Annotated in this window: 21 protein-coding genes; 5 read left to right on the top strand and 16 right to left on the bottom strand. The window is 68.5% G+C overall.

What is annotated here, in order from left to right; translation table 11 throughout:
- Nucleotides 1-846: a polysaccharide lyase family protein gene (locus FB459_RS03805; protein WP_170221672.1), complete on the bottom strand. Its 846-nt coding sequence runs from the start codon at nt 844-846 to the stop codon at nt 1-3.
- A 103-nt stretch (nt 847-949) separates the two neighbouring features.
- Here FB459_RS03805 and FB459_RS03800 point away from each other — a divergent pair, with 103 nt between their 5' ends.
- Nucleotides 950-2,284, top strand: a complete 1,335-nt coding sequence (locus FB459_RS03800) for a serine hydrolase domain-containing protein (RefSeq protein WP_141927516.1) — start codon at nt 950-952, stop codon at nt 2,282-2,284.
- A 68-nt stretch (nt 2,285-2,352) separates the two neighbouring features.
- On the opposite strand, the gene FB459_RS03795 is transcribed toward FB459_RS03800, so the two are convergent.
- The 4 genes from FB459_RS03795 to FB459_RS03780 form a co-directional block, all read right to left on the bottom strand.
- Nucleotides 2,353-3,048, bottom strand: coding sequence for a hypothetical protein (locus FB459_RS03795; RefSeq protein WP_129624175.1), 696 nt, complete (start codon nt 3,046-3,048; stop codon nt 2,353-2,355).
- Between the two features lie 138 nt (nt 3,049-3,186).
- Nucleotides 3,187-5,946: a type I DNA topoisomerase gene (topA, locus tag FB459_RS03790; RefSeq protein ID WP_239702493.1), complete on the bottom strand. Its 2,760-nt coding sequence runs from the start codon at nt 5,944-5,946 to the stop codon at nt 3,187-3,189.
- 137 nt (nt 5,947-6,083) lie between these two features.
- A complete protein-coding gene (locus FB459_RS03785; RefSeq protein WP_246092309.1) occupies nt 6,084-7,574 on the bottom strand; it encodes a DUF7059 domain-containing protein in 1,491 nt (496 codons plus the stop codon).
- Nucleotides 7,571-7,924, bottom strand: coding sequence for an STAS domain-containing protein (locus FB459_RS03780; RefSeq protein ID WP_281279525.1), 354 nt, complete (start codon nt 7,922-7,924; stop codon nt 7,571-7,573). Before FB459_RS03780 ends, FB459_RS03785 begins: the two co-directional genes overlap by 4 nt.
- A gap of 137 nt (nt 7,925-8,061) precedes the next feature.
- Between FB459_RS03780 and FB459_RS03775 the strand changes: the two genes are divergently transcribed.
- A complete protein-coding gene (locus FB459_RS03775) occupies nt 8,062-10,389 on the top strand; it encodes a DEAD/DEAH box helicase (protein ID WP_129624177.1) in 2,328 nt (775 codons plus the stop codon).
- Here FB459_RS03775 and FB459_RS03770 read toward each other — a convergent pair.
- From FB459_RS03770 to FB459_RS03735, 8 genes are all read right to left on the bottom strand, one after another.
- Nucleotides 10,325-10,708, bottom strand: coding sequence for an Rv3654c family TadE-like protein (locus tag FB459_RS03770; protein ID WP_240795881.1), 384 nt, complete (start codon nt 10,706-10,708; stop codon nt 10,325-10,327). The genes FB459_RS03775 and FB459_RS03770 overlap by 65 nt on opposite strands.
- Nucleotides 10,695-11,075, bottom strand: a complete 381-nt coding sequence (locus tag FB459_RS03765; RefSeq protein ID WP_141927514.1) for a TadE family type IV pilus minor pilin — start codon at nt 11,073-11,075, stop codon at nt 10,695-10,697. The genes FB459_RS03770 and FB459_RS03765 overlap by 14 nt, the downstream gene beginning before the upstream one ends.
- Complete coding sequence (locus FB459_RS03760) at nt 11,072-11,284, bottom strand: DUF4244 domain-containing protein (RefSeq protein ID WP_129624179.1); 213 nt, start codon at nt 11,282-11,284, stop codon at nt 11,072-11,074. Before FB459_RS03760 ends, FB459_RS03765 begins: the two co-directional genes overlap by 4 nt.
- A gap of 63 nt (nt 11,285-11,347) precedes the next feature.
- Complete coding sequence (locus FB459_RS03755; protein WP_141927513.1) at nt 11,348-11,797, bottom strand: type II secretion system F family protein; 450 nt, start codon at nt 11,795-11,797, stop codon at nt 11,348-11,350.
- The gene (locus FB459_RS03750) at nt 11,794-12,459 is read right to left on the bottom strand and encodes a hypothetical protein (protein ID WP_129624181.1); all 666 of its coding nucleotides are present in this window, start codon (nt 12,457-12,459) and stop codon (nt 11,794-11,796) included. Before FB459_RS03750 ends, FB459_RS03755 begins: the two co-directional genes overlap by 4 nt.
- A complete protein-coding gene (locus FB459_RS03745; RefSeq protein WP_240795882.1) occupies nt 12,459-13,598 on the bottom strand; it encodes a TadA family conjugal transfer-associated ATPase in 1,140 nt (379 codons plus the stop codon). The genes FB459_RS03750 and FB459_RS03745 overlap by 1 nt, the downstream gene beginning before the upstream one ends.
- A complete protein-coding gene (locus FB459_RS03740; RefSeq protein WP_129624182.1) occupies nt 13,595-14,284 on the bottom strand; it encodes a CpaE-like family protein in 690 nt (229 codons plus the stop codon). Before FB459_RS03740 ends, FB459_RS03745 begins: the two co-directional genes overlap by 4 nt.
- A gap of 504 nt (nt 14,285-14,788) precedes the next feature.
- Complete coding sequence (locus tag FB459_RS03735; protein WP_239702502.1) at nt 14,789-15,670, bottom strand: Fic family protein; 882 nt, start codon at nt 15,668-15,670, stop codon at nt 14,789-14,791.
- A gap of 95 nt (nt 15,671-15,765) precedes the next feature.
- Here FB459_RS03735 and nhaA point away from each other — a divergent pair, with 95 nt between their 5' ends.
- Both nhaA and FB459_RS03725 read left to right on the top strand, forming a co-directional pair.
- Nucleotides 15,766-17,079: a Na+/H+ antiporter NhaA gene (gene nhaA, locus FB459_RS03730; protein ID WP_129624184.1), complete on the top strand. Its 1,314-nt coding sequence runs from the start codon at nt 15,766-15,768 to the stop codon at nt 17,077-17,079.
- A gap of 76 nt (nt 17,080-17,155) precedes the next feature.
- On the top strand, nt 17,156-17,545 hold the full coding sequence (locus tag FB459_RS03725; protein WP_129624185.1) for a phage holin family protein: 390 nt from the start codon (nt 17,156-17,158) through the stop codon (nt 17,543-17,545).
- A 61-nt stretch (nt 17,546-17,606) separates the two neighbouring features.
- Here the strand turns inward: FB459_RS03725 and FB459_RS03720 are convergent, their stop codons facing one another.
- Complete coding sequence (locus tag FB459_RS03720) at nt 17,607-18,248, bottom strand: NUDIX hydrolase (protein ID WP_239702503.1); 642 nt, start codon at nt 18,246-18,248, stop codon at nt 17,607-17,609.
- Entirely contained in the window at nt 18,245-19,006 is a 762-nt protein-coding gene (gene nth, locus FB459_RS03715; RefSeq protein ID WP_129624186.1) for an endonuclease III, read from the bottom strand. Before nth ends, FB459_RS03720 begins: the two co-directional genes overlap by 4 nt.
- A gap of 115 nt (nt 19,007-19,121) precedes the next feature.
- Between nth and FB459_RS03710 the strand changes: the two genes are divergently transcribed.
- Nucleotides 19,122-19,799: a Crp/Fnr family transcriptional regulator gene (locus tag FB459_RS03710; RefSeq protein ID WP_205744631.1), complete on the top strand. Its 678-nt coding sequence runs from the start codon at nt 19,122-19,124 to the stop codon at nt 19,797-19,799.
- 2 nt (nt 19,800-19,801) lie between these two features.
- Here FB459_RS03710 and FB459_RS03705 read toward each other — a convergent pair whose 3' ends face one another.
- On the bottom strand, nt 19,802-20,593 hold the full coding sequence (locus tag FB459_RS03705; RefSeq protein ID WP_129624187.1) for an MBL fold metallo-hydrolase: 792 nt from the start codon (nt 20,591-20,593) through the stop codon (nt 19,802-19,804).
- Between the last annotated feature and the right edge of the window lie 2 nt (nt 20,594-20,595).

The following is a 20,595-nucleotide window of genomic DNA, read 5'->3' as shown; positions in this document are numbered from 1 at the left end:
TCAGCGGGCGAAGATGCCGACCGCGTCGTACGCGATCCAGCTGCCGTGGTCCTTGGCGATGTCGAGCACGTTCTCGCCGAGACGCAGAGCCTCGCGCGGCACGGCCGTCTCGAAGTGGGCCGGCCCGGCTCCCGAACCGGGGACGACGAGGCTCGCGTGCACCTCGCCGACGGTCTCGTCGAACAACAGCGACTCCAGCGCCTGCCCGTTCACCGCGATGCTCGCCGAGCCGGCACGGGTGGGATGTCGATCCACCAGCCAGAGCGCCAGGTCGAGGTCGTCGGTAGGGATCTCGTCGAGGTCGAAACGCAGCCGGAAGCGGTGACTGCGGCGACCGGCCCAGGCGTCCTCCGGTCCGGGCTGCACATAGCTCCAGCGTCGGTCGGGGCGGTCGAACCCGTACCGGAAGTCGACATCGCCTGGAAACGTCGTCCGGTAGTGCACGAAACCCGAGGTGCTGATCGCCAGGTCGAGGCCGTTGCCGTCGAACGCACCGACGACGGCCACCGGCCGACCGGTCACCGTGACCGATGTCCGTGAGGACGCGACGGCGATGGTGGTCATGAGGTGTTCGCCGTGACTGGTGACCGCGATGATGCGGTAGGACCACGTGCCGGAGCGGGGACCGAGACCGCGATGGACGAAACGGGTCCCGGTCGTCACCGAGAGCAGGGTGGCGCTGTTCGGAGACCAGTTCTCCCGACGCCCCTGCACACCGTGCACCTCGTAGGCAGACACCGGACCGAAAGGCTTCCAGGACAACCGGATCGCGCCGACTTCCGGCACCAGGACGAAGCCGCGGTCGGCGACGTGCCAGGGCACACTCACCTCTGCCGTGTCGCTCATCGCCATCCCTTGCAGTCGCCACCCCTGGTATCAAGCCATCGTGCGCGACCCGCCCGACGCCACGGCAACATCGAGGTGAACATCTCGGGCGTAGGGTCGGGCCATGCAGAGTCGACTCGCCGAACCGCTCACCCGAGACCTGGAACGAATCGCCCGCAGGGCCCAGATCGACAGTCGCACACCGGGACTCGTAGCGGGTGTCGCCCGGGACGGCGCGATCGCGTGGTCGACGGCCGTCGGGTCCGCCGACCTCGACGACCCGTCCGTGCCGCTCGGCGACGACACCCAGTTCCTGGTCGCGTCCAACACCAAGACGTTCACCGCGGCACTGGTGATGCAGCTGCGGGACGAGGGCAAAGTCGACCTCGACGATCGGCTCGACCAGCACCTCCCCGGCGTCGAGCACGGTGCGGTGACCGTCCGTCAGTTGCTGATCCACGGCAGCGGGATGCAGCGCGAACCCGTCGGAGACGTCTGGGACACACTGCAATTCCCGGACCGAGAGGGCCTGGTCGCGGGCTGGAACGAGGCCGAACGCATCGGCCGACCGCACCTTGTGTGGCACTACTCGAATCTCGGGTACGCACTGCTGGGCGAGCTGGTTGCGCGGCTCGACGGCCGCGAGTGGGAGCAGTCGCTGCAGACCCGGCTCCTGGACCCGATCGGACTCAAGCGGTCCACGCTGCAGCTCGCTGCACCGCACTCCGGCCAGTACTACGTGGCACCGTTCACCGATGTACCGGTGCGGGAACCGTTGTTGAACAAGAGAGCCACGTCCGCCGCGGGTGCGTTGTGCAGCACTCTCGGCGACATGATGCGCTGGCACCAATTCCTGCTCGATCCCGACGACAGTGTGCTGCGCAAGGACACCGTCGAGGAGATGACCACACCGCAACTGCTGGTCGACGGATCGTGGGGCGGCGGTTGGGGCCTGGGCTTCGAACTCGTCCGCAAGGACGGACGCACCTGGTTCGGCCACACCGGCGGCCTGCCCGGCGGCATCACGGGTTTCTTCTCCGATGCGGACTCGGGTGTCAGCGCCGGCGTCCTCATGAACGCCACCAATGCGATCGAACCCGATGTCACAGCGGTCAAGCTCGGATCCTTTGTGGCACAGGAGGATCCGGCGATGCCGAAGCCGTGGATGCCGGGTTCCACGACACCCGACGGCCTCACCGAGCTCACCGGGCGCTGGTTCTCCGAAGGGTCCGGCTTCACGTTCGTCATCCGCGACGGACAACTGCAGGCCAAGCTCGACCGTGCGCCGGACACCGCGAAGTGGTCGGTCTTCGAGAAGCTGGGGGACGACGTCTTCCGCACCATCGCCGGGCGTGAGAAGGGTGAGCGCCTGGTCGTCCGCCGTGACCCGAACGGTGCTGTGCGACAGATGAATTGGGCCACCTACAAGTTCACGCGTGAGCCGTTGCCCTTCGGCTGACACCGGACACGAAGAACGGGCGGAGCCGACCGGCTCCGCCCATTCTCGATCGCCCGCTCAGGAAGGGGTCACTCCCAGGTGAGGCGGTTCTTGGAGTTGGCGTAGGTCACCGTCTTCGAGGTGGCACCGGTGATCTGGTAGATGTAGCAGCCGCTGCCGGACTGGCCGACCTCGATCTTCTCGTAGCTGCTCTTGCAGTCGTCGGTCGAGCCGTACATGCGCTTCGCCTTCTGGCCCGAACCGAAGGACGGGTACAGCCACAGGCCGTTCACCGAACTGGAGTAGAAGCTGCCACTGGTCTTGACCGGGCTCACATCGAAGTTGATGTAGTAGACGGTGCCGTCGGACTTCTTCAGGTTCTTCTCGCTGTAGATCGACTCCGGGGCGACCTTCAGTTCCTTTACGGTCAGACGGAAGACCTTGCCGCTCTCGTCGATCACGGCCGGCTGGTTGAACTTCAAGGTGGTGCCACGCGGGGTGACGTCGGTCGGGCCGGAGTCAGCGGTGGTGCTGGACTCCGAGGACGCCGACGAGGTCTCCGAGCTGGTCGGCGACTCCGAGGTCGTGCTCGACTCGGAAGTGGATGTCGAGGTCTGCGAGCTGGAAGGCGACTCGGAGGTGCTGGTGGACTCCGAGCTGGTCGAGGACGACGTGCTCGAAGAGTTGGTGACGGTCGTGTCGCTGTTGCAAGCGGTCAGGCCGAGCGCGCCGACCAGTGCGAGCGAGGTGACGGCGACGCGGTTGCGCATGGCGGTGCTGGACATGTTGTTTCTCCCTGTGTGTCGAAGCGGAACTGCCTGTGTGACGACATCCCCGGCAGTTCGGTTCCCCGTAGTTCCGAACAGATCCTGACCGGTTTTTCCTGCCTACGGGGGTGACGCAAGCCGAACTTCACCGAACCCTCAGCCGCTCGCCTTCTTGGCAGCGGCCTTCTTCGCGGTCGTCTTCTTGGCAGCAGCCTTCTTCGTCGTCTTCTTGGCTGTCTTCTTCGCCGCCCGTTTACGGGTGGTCGGTCCCTTGGCCCGCTTCTCGGCGAGCAGTTCGAACCCGCGCTCGGGCGTGATCGTCGACGGGTCGTCGTCCTTGCGCAGCGTCGCGTTGGTCTCGCCGTCGGTGACGTACGGCCCGAACCGTCCGTCCTTCACCACGACCGGCTTGCCCGACGCGGGGTCCTCTCCGAGCTCCTTCAACGGTGCCACCGCCGCGCGACCGCGCTGCTTGGGCTGTGCGTAGATCGCGAGCGCCTCGTCCAGCGTGATGTCGAAGATCTGCGCCTCGGTCTGCAACGACCGTGAGTCGGTGCCCTTCTTCAGGTAGGGCCCGTAACGGCCGTTCTGGGCAGTGATCTCGACCGTCTCACCTTTGTCGTCCGTCGTCTCACCGACAACGCGCGGCAGGCTGAGCAGCTTCAGCGCGGTGTCGAGTTCGATCGTGCCCAGGTCCATGTCCTTGAACAGCGACGCCGTGCGCGGCTTCGCCTTCTTGGCGCCACGCTTGGGCTTCTCCTCGCCCTCGGGCTCGGGCAGCACCTCGGTGACGTACGGGCCGTAACGGCCGGCCTTCGCAACGATCTCGTGGCCGGACTGCGGGTCCGTGCCGAGCACGCGTCCGTCGTCGCCGGCCTGTTCGAGCAGTTCGCGGGCCTTCTCCGGCGTCATCTCGTCCGGCGCGATGTCGTCGGTGATGGACGCACGGCGCGGGTCCTTCACCTCGGCGCCCTCGGTGACCTCGCCGGTGTTCGGGTCGATGCCCGCCGGGGCGAGCTCCTCGACGTACGGGCCGTACCGCCCGACGCGGACCGCGATGTTGTCGCCGATCCGGATGGTCGAGATCTCGCGGGCGTCGATCTCACCGAGGTCCTCGACCATCCGGCGCAGACCCTCGCGCGACTCCTGTGGTCCACCGAAGTAGAACTTGGTCAGCCAGGCAACACGCTGCTCGTCACCGCTGGCGATCTGATCGAGGTCCTCCTCCATCGAGGCGGTGAAGTCGTAGTCGACCAGGCTCGGGAAGTGCTCCTCCATGAGCCGGGTCACCGCGAACGCGAGCCAGGTCGGGATGAGCGCAGACCCGCGCTTGTTGATGTAGCCGCGGTTGGTGATGGTGGCGATGGTGGGCTCGTAGGTCGACGGGCGGCCGATGCCTTTCTCCTCCATCGCCTTCACGATCGAAGCCTCGGTGTAGCGCGGCGGCGGGGAGGTCTCGTGCCCCTTGGCCTCGGCGTCCAACACCTCCAGGCGCACACCCTCGGACAGCTTCGGCAGACGGCGCTCGGTCGGGGTGCCGTCGGCGCCCCGCTCGACGTCGCGGCCTTCCTCGTACGCAGCCAGGAAGCCGCGGAAGGTGATGACGGTGCCGCTGGCGGTGAACTCCGCCGACTTCGCACCCGCCGCGTCGACCGGGACGGCCAGCTTGACGGTCGCGGTCGAGCCGCGGGCGTCCGCCATCTGCGAGGCGACGGTGCGCTTCCAGATCAGTTCGTAGAGAGCGAATTCGGTGCCGCGCAACTCGCCGGCCACCTGTGCCGGGGTGCGGAAACGATCACCGGCGGGGCGGATCGCCTCGTGCGCCTCCTGCGCACCCTTGGACTTGCCGGCATATCGACGCGGGGCGTCCGGCACATACTCGGCGCCGTACAGATCACGAGCCTGAGCTCGGGCAGCGGTGAGCGCCGACTCGCTGAGCACGACAGAGTCGGTACGCATGTAGGTGATGTAGCCGTTCTCGTACAGGCGCTGCGCGGCCCGCATCGTGTCGCGGCTGGACAGACGCAGTTTGCGGCTGGCTTCCTGCTGCAACGTCGAGGTGATGAACGGCGCACTCGGACGCCGGGTGTACGGCTTCTCCTGGACGGAGGTCACGTCGGCGTGGCTGGCACGGGCAGCCTCGGCAACCGCGTTCGCGCGCTGGGAGTCGAGGTGGACGACGTCCTTGGCGGTGAGTTCACCGGCGTCATTGAAATCGCGGCCGGTCGCGACCCGCGTGCCGTCCAGACCGGTGAGGCGAGCGCCGAACTGCTGCCCACCGTTGACCGTGAACTCGCCGTCGACATCCCAGTAGGAGGCGGCCCGGAACGCCATGCGCTCCCGCTCGCGCTCGACGATCATCCGGGTGACGACCGACTGGACGCGTCCGCCGGACAGGCCCTGACGGACCTTGCGCCACAGGACCGGGCTGATCTCGTAGCCGTAGAGACGGTCGAGGATGCGGCGGGTCTCCTGGGCGTCGACCAGGTAGGTGTCGAGGTCGCGGGTGTTGTTGGCGGCGCGCTGGATCGCTTCCTTGGTGATCTCGTGGAACACCATGCGCTTGACCGGCACCTTGGGCTTCAGCACCTCGAGCAGGTGCCACGCGATGGCCTCGCCCTCGCGGTCCTCATCGGTGGCGAGCAGGAGTTCGTCGGCGTCCTTGAGGGCGCGCTTGAGCTCGGAGACCTTCTTCTTCTTGTCGGCATCGACGACGTAGTAGGCCTCGAAGCCGTTGTCGACGTCGACCGCGAACTTGCCGAACGGGCCCTTCTTCATGTCGGCCGGCAGTTCGGACGGGGTGGGCAGGTCACGGATGTGACCGGCGCTCGCGTCGACTACGTAGTCGGACCCGAGGAAGCTGCCGATTTTCTTCGCCTTGGCGGGCGACTCGACGATGACCAGCTTGCGCGACACTTCGATGTGCTCCTTGTCTGCGGCTGCGTGCAGCGGATTCGTCGCTGCTTCGACGCGAGCCGCCTTGAAGGTAACGCCTGCCGCAGGTTTGCGCTGAATCGGCCCACGCCGGTGTGGCGCACCTCACCGGCGTCGCGTCAGGTGCCGACCAGGAAGCCGGTCTCCACGAGCCGGGTCACGATCGGCTGCGCACGTTCGAGCAGATCGCGCTCGTCGCGTTCGAGCAGGGTTGCGATGGCGACGAGCGCCTGACGGGCGGTGAGGTCGCCGTCGGCGACACTCAGGTAGGCGGAGATCGCGGTGTCGATGTGCAGCTGCCGGCCGAGCCCGCCGCCCTGGGTGATGCGGATGACCGATGGGTCGTCGGCGCCGGGAGCGGCGAACCGTTCCTCGGTGACGTCGTCGGCGACCCGCCAGTTCTGGTCGAGCACCTCGTCCGGATGCTCGGCGCACCAGGTGAGCGCCGCGAGTTCGGCGTCGACGGCCGGGCCCATCGGCGAGGCGACCGGGCCGCTGTGTTCTTCGAGCACCTGGAAGCGGCGGCGCTTGGTCGCCGGACGTTGCAGCGTGATGACGCCGAAACCGATACTTGCGACGCCGCGGGCGTCGAAGTCGTCCAGCCAGGCGGCATACATGCGCTCGTACGCCTCGGTACCGGGACGGTGACCCCCATCGCGGATCCACAGTTCGGCGTACTCGGCCGGGTCCTGCGTCTCGCGCTGGACGACCCAGGCGTCCAGCTCGGTCGGGGCGAGCCACTGCCGGACGACGTCCTGCCAGTCGGTGCCGGCCGGCACCTCCCAGTTGCCGAGGAGTTGGGCGACGCCGCCGGGTTCGAGATGCGCTTCGACCTGATGGACGACGGTGCGGACAAGAGAATCACCCACCATTCCGCCGTCGCGGTACTCGAACAACGGCACGCCGGCGACACGTGGGGTGATCACGAACGGCGGGTTGCTGACGATCAGATCGAAGCGTTCGCCGGCCACCGGTTCGAACAGCGAGCCCGACCGAACGTCCCACCGCTCGCCGTTGAGCACCGCGTTGAACCGAAGGATCTCGACGGCCCGCGCCGACAGATCGGTGGCGACGATCCGTTCGCAGTGCGCGCCGAGGTGCAGAGCCTGGACGCCACAGCCGGCTCCCATGTCGAGGGCGCGCGCCGCCGGGCGGCGCACCGTCCAGGAGGCGAGAGTGGTGGAGGCTCCCCCGATGCCGAGCACGTGGTCGTCGGGCAGGGGTCCGCCGGTGACCAGTTCGGACAGGTCGGAAACGACCCACCAGTCGTGGGTGTCGTCGGCGTGCGGTCGCAGGTCGAATCGTGCTCGCCCGTCATCGGCCAGCAGTCCCAGCTCACGCAGTCCGTGCGACCGCAGGCCCGGGACCGCGACGTCCAGCAGTTCACCGGGCACGGCGTCGCCGAGGGTGAAGAAGCGGATCAGCACGTCGAGCGGATCGTCGTCGGTGACGACCCGCCGCGCGGGCGTGACCTGTTCGCGGTGAAGTGCGGCGGCCGCGACCGGGCCGAGACGTTGTTGGACACCGTCAACGGTGAACGCCGCCGACCTGAGGTCGGCGGCGAGTGCCGTGAGGAGTTCCGGGTCGGCGTGCAGCCCGGTGTGGTTCACATCGATGAAGCGGCGTCCGGCTCGACCTTCGCGGCGAGCGCGGCGTCGACCGAGTCGTACAGGTGGAAGACCTTGTCGAGGCCGGTGATCTTGAAGTTGCGCAACGTGCGCTCCTGAGCACCCGCGAGCACGAGGTCACCGTCGACCAGACGTACTGCCTTGAGGCGTCCAACGAGCACACCGAGACCGGTGGAGTCGAGGAAGGGCACATCGGACAGGTCCACGATGAGATCGTGGCTGCCGTCTGCGATCACCCGGCTCAACTCATCGCGTACCCTCGGAGCGGTCGAGACATCGATCTCGCCAACAAGCTGCAGAATCGTGCGCCCGTCTTCCTGGCGCCGTGTCACCGTCAGATCCACTGGCAGGGTCCCATCCATGGTCGTCATTAGGGCAGTGCAAGCACGCGCGGCAAGAGCCGCACGCATGCACCATACGCTCAAGTAGCGCACTTCGCCTATCCGTAGTTCGAGGACCACGCTTGCCCATGACCAGTTCCGCGCCTGACCCGTTCGAGCCGGCTTCTGCCCTCGGACGACTCACGGGCACGGGCACCGGCGGGCTGATACATGTCGAAACCATCCCGGGTCGGCCCGCCGATCTGCGTGACTGGCCGGACTGGGTGGATCCCCAGGTGGAGGCTGCTGTGCGAGGGTCCGGCGTGACCTCGCTGTGGTCGCATCAGCGCCGAGCCGCCGACCTGGTACACAGCGGCGAGGATGTCGTCCTGTGCACCGGCACCGCCTCGGGCAAGAGCCTGGGATATCAGTTGCCGATGCTGAGCGCGGTCAGTGCGGGCGCGGACGCACCCACCGGCCGCGGCGCGACCGCGTTGTACCTCGCACCGACGAAGGCCCTGGCCGCGGACCAGGAGGCTCGCATCCGTTCCTGGGCGATCCCTACGGTGCGGGCGGCGGTGCTCGACGGTGACACCCCTCGCGACGAACGCCGCTGGATCCGCGACCACGCGGGTCTGATCCTGAGCAACCCCGATCTGCTGCACCACACCCTGTTGCCGACACACGAACGCTGGGCATCGTTCTTCCGTTCGCTCCAGGTCGTGGTCGTGGACGAGTGTCACCAGTACCGAGGCGTCTTCGGTACCCACGTGGCGCTGGTCCTTCGCCGGCTCCGCCGGGTGGCGGCACGGTACGGATCCGATCCCGTCTTCGTGCTGGCCTCAGCGACCATCGCTTCCCCGGCCGGCCATGCGAGCGCCCTGGTGGGACGACCGGTCACCGCGGTGACCGATGACGGGTCTCCCCGCCAGGAGTTGACCTTCGGGCTCTGGCGGCCGGGCATGGTCGACACCCCGCAGGGCGAGGTGCAGCGCGGCGCGATCGCCGAGACCGCCGATCTAATGACCCGGCTGGTCGACGACGGCGTGCAGACCCTGGCGTTCGCCAAGTCGCGCGTCGGGGTGGAACGAGTGGCCGACTCGGTGCGGCACCACGTCACCGAGCCGACGACGCAGATCGCCGCCTATCGCGGTGGTTACCTTCCCGAGGAACGTCGTGCGATCGAGCGAGACCTGCGCACCGGACGGCTGCGCGGTGTGGCCGCCACGAACGCGCTGGAACTCGGCATCGACGTCAGCGGTCTGGACGCGGTGATCGTCGCTGGCTGGCCAGGCACCACCGCGTCGTTGTGGCAGCAGGTCGGGCGGGCCGGTCGCAGCGGGCGGCGGTCCCTGGCGCTCTTCGTCGCGGCCGACGACCCGCTGGACACCTATCTGGTGGATCACCCGGAGTCGCTGTTCGGCCGTCCGGTCGAGCCGTCGGTGATCAACCCGGAGAACCCGCACGTTCTGGCACCGCACCTCGCGGCGGCCGCCTATGAACTGGCGCTCACGCCGGACGATGTCGAGTACTTCGGTGAGAGCCTGCCCCAACTCGCCGACACCCTTGCCCGCGCGAGGATCCTGCGTAGCCGCCCGCGAGGCTGGTTCTGGGACCGCGACGACCGTCCGGGTGACCATCTGAACCTGCGTGGCAACCTCGGCACTCCCGTGGCGATCGTCGAGAAGCGCAGCGGAGCGGTGCTCGGAACGGTGGACGGTGATCGTGCCGAGACGACCGTGCACACCGGTGCGGTGTACGTGCATCAAGGCAAGACGTACGTCGTGACGAACTACGACGTCGAGGCGGCGCTGGCCGAAGTCACCCCCGGCGACCCGGGTTGGACGACCTGGGCGACGTCGGACTCCCAGTTCGAGATCGCGCAGGTCGAGGCCGGCGGCCGGCACGCAGACCTGGAATGGCACTACGGACAGATCGTCGTCCACAAGCAGGTGACCGGGTTCTTACGGCGGCTGCCGGGCGGTGAGGTGATCGGTCAGCACCCGCTCGACTTCCCGGTGCACACCTTGCGAACCCGGGGCACGTGGTGGACGCTGCCGGCCGACGTCCTCGCCGCGGCCGGCGTCGACGAGCCGTCACTGCCGGGCGCTCTGCACGCCGCCGAGCACGCCGCGATCGGCCTGCTGTCCTTCGTCGCCCAGTCGGACCGGTGGGACGTCGGGGGTGTCTCGACCGCGCTGCACCAGGACACCGGCCTGCCGACCGTGGTCGTCTACGACGGGTTCCCGGGTGGTGCCGGCATCGCACACAGTGGATTCCGTCAGCCGGCGCGGTGGATCGAAGCCACGCTGGACGCCGTGCGCAACTGCCGTTGCCGCAGCGGGTGCCCGGCATGCATCCAGTCGCCCAAGTGCGGGAACGGTAACGAGCCGCTGGACAAGGACGGTGCGATCAAGGTGCTCGGGCTGGTGCGTGACTACCTGCGCCCTCCGGTCCGGCCCGCGATCGAGCCGTAGCCGGACCGAGCACACGGGACCGGGGCCGGACGGTGACGACGACCTCGAAGTCACCCGCACCGAGATCCGAGCAGCCGACCAGGGCGGCACCGTTGGCAGCAGCCACCTGGGACGCGGCGGCACACGCAGCCGTCGACTCCGCTCGGGCGACGGCGCCGGCAGCTGCGAGTGCTGCGAGGTCGGCGGCGGTGCGCGCTCGCGCCGAAGCCTGCTGCGCGCTCGCCAACGTGGCTGCAGCACCGAACAGCAGTACCGCCACCGCGACGACCCCGAGCATCAGCACACTGCCCGAACCTCGTTCCGAATCAGGGCTTTTCACCTGGTGCCTCCTCGATCGCCGCAACCGCAGAGGCGAAGAACCGGCCGGAAGGCACCAACCAGGCCGTCGCCCCGCGCGCCGGCAGGACGACGTGGACGCGTACCCGTTCGCCTTCACCGGAGATCTCGACGGACGCAGCGGGCGCTGCACGACGGGCGAGGCTGATCGACTCCGCCCGGCTGTCGCCACGTGCCGCCGACCGAGCGGCCAGTCGCGCAGCTTCCTCCGCGCGGGTGGCGGTGATCGCGTGCTGCGCCACCCCGAGCACCAGCAGAAGGGCGAACACCGCGGCAGGGAACGCAGCCGCGAGCTCGGCGCAGACCATGCCCGCGTCCCGTCGCCGAGCCCGGACGGCTGCGCTGCTCACCCCGCGACCGACAGGGCCGAGGTGATGATCCCGGTGAGCGCGGTCTTGACCGCCGCCGACTTCACGATCGCGATCAGCACGACTGCGAAGCTGACCGCGGCGAGGATGCCGACCGCGTACTCACTCGTGGCCATGCCGGATTCGGCACCGCCCTCGCGCACCGCGCGCCAACGCCGGGCGAGGACGCCGGGCAGGGTCTTCTCATTCATCTCGTTCTCCTTCGTGTTCGGATTCTGTTGATTCCGACCGGATGTCCTCCGGTGGTCTGTGTCTCACCCGATGCCGTCGAGCGTCGATCGGGCGAGGCTGATCACGACCGGCACCACGGCCAGCAGCGCGAAGGCAGGCAGGAACAGCAGTCCGAGCGGCAGGACGAGCAGCACGCTCAGGCGTCCCACCGCCGCCTCGGAGCGGGCGGCTTCGTTCAGACGGATCGATTCGGCGGCGTCGTGCAGCAGGCCGCGTGGCGGCAGACCGAGGTCGCCGGCGAGGGCGAAGGCAACTCCGACCGCGGCCCACACCTCGCCCGCCTCGCGCCAGGCGACGGACGGCTCGACGCCCCACCGCAGGGCTGCTTCGACCAGGCGCAGATCGTGCTCGATGCGATCCCTGCTCACCTGCGCGACCGCACCGAGCGCATCGGCCAAGGGGAGGCCGCCACCGAGCGCGATCGCGACGAGATCGATCGCCGCAGCGGCGTCCAAGACCGTGGATTCGCTCATGTCAGTCGCCTCGTGCGGCCGGCGCGGGCGACCAATCTTCGGCACCACCAGCGTCCGGCGACGATCAGCACCACGCCGGGCACGACGGTGACGACGGCCAGCGGAGAGGCGTACACCGACCAGACATCGACGCCGAGCAGGCCGCCGAGCCCGGCTCCGCAGATCGGGAGGCCGGTGAGCAGGTTGACGGACGTCACCGGAGCCGCGAGAGCAGCCTTGGCACGCGCGGCACGCTCGGTCTCCGAGCGGCGTAACCGGGAGGCCACCGCGAGGGCGTCCGCCAAGGGAGCACCGGTGGAATCGGACAGTGCCCACGCGGACGCAACCGCCCACAGACCCGGATCATCAAGGCTGTCCGCCGCGTCGCGCCACGCCGCTGCGAGATCCCCACCCGACACCGCCGCCGCGTGCAGGCGACCGATCTGCGGCAGTGGTTCGGTCATCGACTGGCCCACTGCGCAGCACGCCGCCGCGCAGGCCAAGGTCGGCGCAGCGCCCGAACGGACCCCGGTCGCGATCGACTCCACCAGCACCGACCACACCTCCAGCGTGGTGCTTGCCGGTCTTTTGGGGCTCAGCCGCCATGAACGTGGAAGTGTGACTCGAGCCGGGGTGAACCACAGCAGCGTTGCCGCGAAGACCAATACGGTCGCCAGCACCATCACCGGACCGCCCGTCCGAGCACAGATTCGAGGGCAGACAGACCCTCCATCGGGACGGCCTGCCCGGCCTCCCACCGCAGTGCCGGACGGACGCGAAGCTCGCCTTCGTCGACGCCGATGACACCCACCTGGGCCAGACGCCGACCGGCCGGCGTCCGTTGCACATGCACGACCACGCGCACCGAACTCGCCAGCTGCGAACGCACGGCCGAGGGGGCCATACCGCCCAGGGCACCGAGTGCTTCGAACCGGGAGATGACATCGACCGGCGAGTTCGCGTGCAACGTGCCGCAGCCGCCCTCGTGACCGGTGTTCAGGGCGCTCATCAGTTCCCGCACCTCGGCACCCCGCACCTCACCCACGACCACTCGGTCGGGACGCATCCGCAGCGCCTGCCGGACCAGCGCCGCCAGCGTGACCTCGCCGGCACCCTCGACGTTCGGCGGCCGCGATTCCAGGCGCACGACATGCGGGTGCTCGACGATCATTTCCCGAACGTCCTCGACGACCAACAGCCGCTCGGCCGCCGGCACCAGCGCGAGCATCGACGACAGGAGCGTGGTCTTCCCGCTGCCGGTGCCGCCCGTCACGACGAACGCCACCTTCTGTTCGACCAAGGCGGTCAGCAGTCGCTCCCCGAGCACGTCGGTCAGACCGCGAGCACACAACTGGGACAGTCCGATTCCGGTGCGACGCGGAATCCGCAGGGAGAGGTGCGGGCCATCGGAGACCAGAGGCGGCAGCATCGCGTGCAGGCGAACACCGCCCGGCAGTTGGCCGTCGACCCAGGGGCTCGCGTCGTCGAGTCGGCGACCGGCGATGGCCGCGAGCCGCACCGCCAGGCGGCGTACCGCGTCCTCGTCGCCCAGGTTGAGGTCGACCGGCTGCAGGCCGTCGCCGCGATCGATCCACACCTGGCCCGGTCCGTTCACCAAGACGTCGGTGACGTCGGGCTCGTCGAGCAACGGCTGCAAGGGGCCGCCACCGAGCACCTCGGCGGTCCACCGCTGTCCGAGCTCTCCGGCGCTGCGCTCACCGAGGACAGCCGCCTCCGCACCGGCGACCGCAGTGATGCGATCCTTCGTCGGCACCTCGCCTGAGCGGATGTGCTCCCACATCGTCCGGCCGACGACGCTCATGCCGCGTTCTCCGAACCCACCAGGTCGGCGATCATCCGCTCGGCCGGCGCGCGCAACGATGACCTACGTCGTCCGCAGAGCACTCCCCGCTCGAGGTCACGCCGGTCGGTGCGTCCGACCCGTACCGCTGCGTCGATCGTGTCGAAGTCCTCGCTGCCACCGACACCGTCGCCCAGCAGGAGCGTGCCATGGACGAAGCCGTGTCGTGAGAACCATTGCGCCGCAGCGACTCCGGCCGCGGTCGAGCGCACTTCGTCACCGGCGATGACCCACAGGCCGTCGCCGGCGCGGTGGATGTCGGCAGACGCGACCGGACTGACGACGTCGATGATCAGCAACGACGCGCTCAACCGCAAAGCGTGCACCGCTGCTCGGACGACGCCGTCGGACACCGGTGAGGCTGCATGCCGGTCATGCGCCAGCACCCGTTCGCCGAGCGGCCCGACCGGCAGTCTGTCGAACAGGCCGTCGGCGTCGAACTCACCATCGGCACCGTCGAGGTCGTGCCAGCGCACCCCCGGCGCGTGTTCGAGACCGAGCAACACATCACTGCCACCTGACCACGCAGACAGATCGATGAGCACCGGGCACAGGCCCTGCTCCGCGGCGACACGGACCGTCGCCGCGCGCAAGGGTGCGGCAAACTCGCCACCGACCAGATGCAGAGCACGCGCAAAACCGTTCATGCACCGCATCCGACCCTGCGGGACTGCAGCGCGGCGAGGGGCGGATCACCGGCTGTGAACAACCGACGACCGCTGGTCGGGCTGTGGACAAACCTGAGAGGTGAACAGGGGAAAGCCCCGCCGGGGGGACGACGGGGCCTTCCAGATGCTCGTCGCCCAGGGGGATGGGGACGAACACCGCGCTACGACCATGTTGGGAGCGCCGACAGGTCAATCATGCGAGCCAAGGTGGGCAGGGACAAGCGTCCTGACCATCTCCATACCAAGTTCTTACCTTCTCCACAACGGGTAAAAGGTGACCGGACGCGCCGCGACGGTTGAAGCCCTGCTCCGAAAGATCGGAGCAGGGCTTCATCGACCGCACCTCTGCAGGGTTACCAAGCGTGCATTTCCGGGTTGTCGCCGATCCACAAGGGGTCGAACGAGCGGTTCACTAGTGAACTGCCTTCGCGTGGGTGCCCTGTTCAGTTGCGGTGGTCTTCAGGCTTTCGCCTGAGAACAGGTCTACTCCTGCGTCGGCCGGGAATCAAGAGATGCAGAGGGAGGCGATGTGAGTCTTCCGGCGAGCACTGCGTCGCACACATCGTGCCCGGCTCCCGCCGCCCGGGTGAGAGCCGTCGCTTCGTGCAGGATCCACAACCGCACGCCCTGCGGGTCACCGGATGCGTACGCCGCCAGCCCGCCGTGGTAGTCGGTCTCCATCGAGTGGTGCGCTTGTTCCGGTACCGCGACTCCGGTGGGGTCGAGCCCGCTGCCCCACACCAAGGCGCGTTCGAACGCGCGAGCAACCAGTGCATTGCCATGGACGAACGGGCGTGCCGCCACAAGCTCCGCATGGACGATCGCCGCGACGACGACGGTCGGCAAGTGCGCTGAGCCCTGGAGCAATTCGCACAACTGGGTCAGTCGCTCCCCCGCGTCGGACGCGGACGGCGCCGGGCCCAGTTCGAGCATCTCTCGGCTGTCCTCCGAACCGGTGCGCGGCCGTCCGACCTGGTCCGGCGGAAGTAGATCCGCCATCGCGGCCACGTGCAGCCGGGCCAACGCCTGCCGGGGCGCGGAGGTGACCATCGCTCGCACATGTTCGGCTTCCGCGGTGGCACGCAGGGCCGCACCGATCGTCCGCTCGACAGGGTCCGGGTGCTCCGGCAGCCGGCGCGCCCCACGGAAGACATCGCGCACGAGCGTCACCGACATCTGTGCGCCGTCCAGTGCCGCGCTCGCCGTCGCTCCACGCACACGCGACTCGGCCGACGCCTCCGGGATGCGCCGGCGCAGCGCCGGGTGCCAGCGCAGGGCGGTGCAGGCCTCGCGGGCCGCATCCACCGCCTGCGGCACTTGCGGAAGACGAGCGAGTTGGGCGACTGCAGCATGGACGTCGGACACGCGACAACGGTAGGCCCCGGTAAACTCGAAGCTCATGGTGAGCCGGGAAGTCTGGTCGGCAACGTCCTGACCGACCCCGATCGACAAGAGGCTCGATGACCACTCCCACCCGTCCGAAATTGTTCTCTCGCGGCGAATGGCCCGAAGCGCAGCGCATCGCCGCGCTGCTCCGGCTCGAAACCGTCGGCGGTGCGCTGCTGCTGATCGCGACCGTGCTCGCGCTGATCTGGACCAACTCGCCGTGGCGCGACGCCTACACCTCGTTGTCGAAGACCCACCTCGACATTCCTGCGCTCGGTATCGAGCTCTCGCTCGCGCACTGGGCCGCCGACGGCCTGCTCGCCGTCTTCTTCTTCGTGGTGGGGCTGGAGCTCAAGCACGAGTTCGTGCACGGTGACCTGCGCGACCCCGCGAAGGCGACTGTGCCGATTGTCGCCGCCGCCTGTGGTGTGGCCGTGCCGGCCCTTCTCTATGTCGTCGCCCAGCTCGTGCTCGACGGCAACACAAAGGGGTGGGCGATCCCGACGGCCACCGACATCGCCTTCGCGCTGGCCGTGCTCGCGGTCATCGGCAGTCATCTGCCGTCCGCGCTGCGCTCGTTCCTGTTGACTCTCGCCGTCGTGGACGATCTGATCGCCATCACGATCATCGCGTTGTTCTTCACCTCGGATCTGAACCTGGTCATGCTCGCGCTCGCGATCGTCCCGCTGGCGTTGTTCGGTTGGGTGGCGCGCACCCGCAGTCACCCGTGGTGGCTGTTGATCCCGCTGGGCGTTGCGACGTGGGTGCTGGTCCTGAACTCCGGTATCCACGCGACGATCGCCGGCGTCCTGCTCGGCCTGATCGTTCCGGCCGCCAGGGGCGCAGACGGTCACAGCCTCGGCGAGCGTATCGAGCACCGCGTCCGTCCCCTGTCGGCCGGCTTCTGCGTGCCGGTGTTCGCGTTCTTCGCAGCCGGTGTCAGCTTCGTCGGCGGCGACATCCTGGCCGCGCTGACCGACCCCATCACCATCGGGATCATGGTCGGCCTCGTCGTCGGCAAGGTGATCGGCATCTTCGGTTCGACGTACGTGCTCGCCAGGTTCACCCGCGCCGACCTCGACGACGACCTCGCCTGGTCCGATGTGTTCGGTCTCTCATTGCTGGCCGGTATCGGCTTCACGGTGTCGCTGCTGATCGGCGAGCTCGCGTTCGGCCCCGGCAGCGAGGCCGACGAGCACGTGAAGATCGGGGTGCTTCTCGGCTCGCTCACCGCGGCATTGCTGGCAACGATCGTGTTGCGTCGCCGCGACAAGGTCTACAAGCGCATCCACGAGCAGGAGTCGCGCGACGACGACCTCGATGGCATCCCGGACGTCTACCAGCGTGCTCAGGACGGTGGACGCGCAGGGACCACGGGCGCGAAGTGAACGCTAGGGTAGGTGCGATGTCACGCCGGAAAACGGCGTAGTTAACCGTCCCCGGCAAGTCTCGGAGGGAATTCGAATGGCCCAGGAGCGCACACTCGGTCAGCTGGTCGCTGATGCGTCGCAGGATCTTCAGTCGATCGTCAAGGGTGAGATCGCCCTTGCCAAGATGGAGATCAAGTCAGACGTCAGCAAGGGCGGCAAGGGTGCAGGCCTGCTCGTCGGCGCAGGGATCTTCGGTCTCTTCACGCTCGGCTTCCTGCTCACTGCCGGCGCATGGGGCCTGTTCGCTGCGGGCCTTCCGCGTTGGGCGGCCTTCCTGATCGTCGGTGGCGTGCTGCTGCTGATCACGCTGATCCTCGCCCTGATGGGCAAGAGCGCGCTGAGCAAGATGCAGGGCAAGCCGGTCAAGACGATCGACAACGCGGAGAAGACGATTGCCGCGCTGAAGCCGCCGAAGGCTTCCTGACTCAAGACACGAAGTCCCCGGACCCGCGAGGGACCGCAGACTTCGTGTTTGTGTCAGAGCATCAACGGAGCAGGAAGCGTGCAGGCACCGGACGTTCGTCCTCGACATCCCAGGGCTGCTCCAGGCCGGCGAGCTTGAGGACGGCGTCGAGCAGGATCGCGGTGAAACCCCAGACGTAGAGGCCGTCGACCTCGAATGCCGGAGCCTTGAAGGTGCGGGCCGGGTGGACGGCACTGAACCGGTTGGCCGGATCGGTGAGGTCCGACAGGGCGACACGCACCACGCGGTCGACCTCTTGCCGGCTCTTGGCGTGGATCTCGCCCGGGTCGTGCCACCACCCGATCACCGGGGTGACGTGGTAGCCGGTGACGGTGAGCGGTACGGGTGCCAACTCGCCCAGCACGGTGACCTCGGACGCATCGAGGTCGACCTCCTCGTGGGCCTCGCGCAGCGCGGCCGCTGTCGCGTCGGCGTCCGTCGGGTCGATGCCGCCGCCGGGGAACGACACCTGGCCGGGATGCTTGCGCATCACCTCCGAGCGCTGGGTGAGCAGCACGTCCTCGCCTGCGTCGGGGTGCGGGGCGAAGAGGATCAGCACCGCCGAGCGCCGCCCCTCGGGCAGGCCGAAGGAGTTGAAGAACGAGTCGTCGGCGCCCGCCCGCTCCATCAACCTCGGCAGCCAGGCCGGGACGGGAGCGGTCACGAGGAGTACTCCGCGCGCAGGCGTGCGAGGTCGTCCTCACGCCCGGGCGCCAGTTCGAACTTCAACAGCTTGCGCGCCTTGTCCTCGTCGATCTCGCCCTCGCCGTAGGACGGGCACCACCGCGCGACCGGGCACGCACCGCACGCCGGACGCTTGGCGTGACAGATGCGTCGGCCGTGGAAGATCAGCACGTGGCTGAGCATCGTCCACTCCTTGCGCGGGAACAGCTCACCGATCGCGTGCTCGACCTTCACCGGGTCGGTCTCGTCGGTCCAGCCGAGCCGTCGGGCGACCCGGCCGAAGTGGGTGTCGACCGTGATGCCCGGGACGTCGAAAGCATTGCCCAGCACGACGTTCGCGGTCTTGCGGCCCACACCGGGCAGGGTGACGAGGTGGGCGAGCTTGTTCGGCACCTCGCCCCCGAATCGTTCGACCAGCACCTGGCCGAGTGTCTGCACCGAGTTCGCCTTGGCCCGGAAGAACCCGGTGGGACGCAACAGCTCCTCCAGTTCGGTGCGATCGGCCTCCGCGAGCGCTTTCGCGTCGGGGTAGCGCTCGAACAGCACCGGCGTCACCTTGTTGACCCCGACGTCCGTCGTCTGGGCCGACAGGATCGTCGCCACGAGCAGTTGCAGCGGCGTCTCGAAGTCGAGTTCACAGTGCGCGTACGGGTAGAAGTCGGCGAGCACCCGGTAGGTCTTGCGAGCGCGCCGGGTGCGAGCCACCGGTGTCTCGTTCTCGATGTCGATCGGCTTCACGTGACTCACCCTAGAGACCGATGGCGACACCCGGCTCCCCGCGGGAGTGCGGGATCATCAGCCACCCGGCCGAGGCGGACGTGAAATACACCACTGCCGTGGCAGACTGACCCTCGTGGACACCCAATCCGTGCGCAAAGCACCTCTCTTCGCAGCGTTGGACGACCAGGCGGCCGAGGCGCTGCTGGAGTCGATGACCCGCACCAAGGTGCCCCGCGGGCAGGAACTGTTCCACGAGGGCGATCAGGGCGACTCGCTCTACGTGATCACCGACGGCAAGGTGAAGCTGGGCCGACGCTCCCCCGACGGACGCGAGAACCTGCTGGCCATCCTCGGCCGCGGCGAGATGCTCGGTGAGCTGTCGCTGTTCGACCCGGGCGCCCGCACCGCCACCGCGACCGCCGTCGCCGACACCGAACTCGTCGGCATCGGCCACCAGGCGATGAGCGACTTCCTGAGCAGCCGCCCCGAAGTGGCGATGACCATGCTCACCGCGCTGGCCCGCCGGTTGCGCCGCACCAACGAGGCCCTCGGCGACCTCGTGTTCACCGACGTCCCCGGACGCGTCGCCAAGGCCTTGCTGGACCTCTCCCTGCGTTTCGGCAAGCCGGTGGACGAAGGCGTGCTGGTCGCGCACGACCTCACCCAGGAGGAGCTCGCCCAGCTGGTCGGCGCTTCCCGTGAGACGGTCAACAAGGCCCTCGCCGATTTCTCCGCGCGCGGTTGGGTCAAGCTCGAGGCTCGCGCGGTGACGCTGCTGGACGTCGAGCGGCTGCAGCGCCGCAGCCGCTAGGTTCAACGCTGGAGTTCGAGGTACTCCAACTGCGCCTGCACGGTCGCCTTGGCCGCCGGCCAGACGTCCTTGGACACATCGGCGTACACCAGTTCGACGATCGCCTGGGCGAGGTCCTCGGTGTCCGGGTCGGAGTCCTTGAGCGCAGCGCGCACCTGCTCGAGACGCTCGGCGCGGTGCTTGCGGTAGAAGTCGATGACCGCTGCCGCATCGGTCGTGGCCGGCCCGTGGCCGGGGGCGAGCAACGAACCACCCTCGGACGCCGCCGCGTAAAGCGCTTCGAGCGAGGCCAGGTAGCTGGTCAGGTTCCCGTCGGGGTGCGCCACGATCGAGGTGCCGCGTCCCAGCACGGTGTCGCCGGTGAGCAGCAGACGCTCCTCGTCCCAGGCGAAGGACACGGAGTCCTTGGTGTGGCCGGGCGTCACCAGTACGCGAAGGTCGATGTCGCCCGACGAGATCCGGTCGCCGTCCTCGAAGGACTCGCCGCGGCCGGCGCCACGCACGGGTGAACCGGTGCGCTCCACCCATAGGGGCACGCCCTCGTCGTGGTCGAAGTGACCGTGGGTCACCAATGTCAGCGCAACGCGGGCGCCGATCTGCTCGACGTAGTTCTCGATCGCGGTGAGGTGCTCCTCGTCGAGCGGGCCTGGGTCGACGACGATCACCTCGTCGGTCGAGGTCGAGTGCAGCACCCAGGTGTTGGTGCCCTCCAACGTCATCGGTCCCGGGTTGGGGCACAGGATCACTGCGGAGCGGTCGCTGACGGCGCCGCCGGTCCAAACAACTTCGGTCATGA

Origin of the sequence: Yimella lutea, assembly GCF_006715095.1 — a bacterium.
GTDB classification, from domain to species: domain Bacteria; phylum Actinomycetota; class Actinomycetes; order Actinomycetales; family Dermatophilaceae; genus Yimella; species Yimella lutea.
This window is presented reverse-complemented; position numbering and strand designations above follow the sequence as displayed.

Bases quoted from the DNA above. Each gene is read 5' to 3' on its own strand.
- FB459_RS03705 (WP_129624187.1), bottom strand. From the start codon at position 20,593: ATGACCGAAGTTGTTTGGACCGGCGGCGCCGTCAGCGACCGCTCCGCA.
- nhaA (WP_129624184.1), top strand. From the start codon at position 15,766: ATGACCACTCCCACCCGTCCGAAATTGTTCTCTCGCGGCGAATGGCCC.
- FB459_RS03760 (WP_129624179.1), bottom strand. From the start codon at position 11,284: ATGAATGAGAAGACCCTGCCCGGCGTCCTCGCCCGGCGTTGGCGCGCG.
- FB459_RS03775 (WP_129624177.1), top strand. From the start codon at position 8,062: ATGACCAGTTCCGCGCCTGACCCGTTCGAGCCGGCTTCTGCCCTCGGA.
- FB459_RS03800 (WP_141927516.1), top strand. From the start codon at position 950: ATGCAGAGTCGACTCGCCGAACCGCTCACCCGAGACCTGGAACGAATC.
- FB459_RS03805 (WP_170221672.1), bottom strand. From the start codon at position 846: ATGAGCGACACGGCAGAGGTGAGTGTGCCCTGGCACGTCGCCGACCGC.
- FB459_RS03795 (WP_129624175.1), bottom strand. From the start codon at position 3,048: ATGTCCAGCACCGCCATGCGCAACCGCGTCGCCGTCACCTCGCTCGCA.
- FB459_RS03755 (WP_141927513.1), bottom strand. From the start codon at position 11,797: ATGAGCGAATCCACGGTCTTGGACGCCGCTGCGGCGATCGATCTCGTC.
- FB459_RS03740 (WP_129624182.1), bottom strand. From the start codon at position 14,284: ATGAACGGTTTTGCGCGTGCTCTGCATCTGGTCGGTGGCGAGTTTGCC.
- FB459_RS03725 (WP_129624185.1), top strand. From the start codon at position 17,156: ATGGCCCAGGAGCGCACACTCGGTCAGCTGGTCGCTGATGCGTCGCAG.
- FB459_RS03750 (WP_129624181.1), bottom strand. From the start codon at position 12,459: ATGGTGCTGGCGACCGTATTGGTCTTCGCGGCAACGCTGCTGTGGTTC.
- FB459_RS03745 (WP_240795882.1), bottom strand. From the start codon at position 13,598: ATGAGCGTCGTCGGCCGGACGATGTGGGAGCACATCCGCTCAGGCGAG.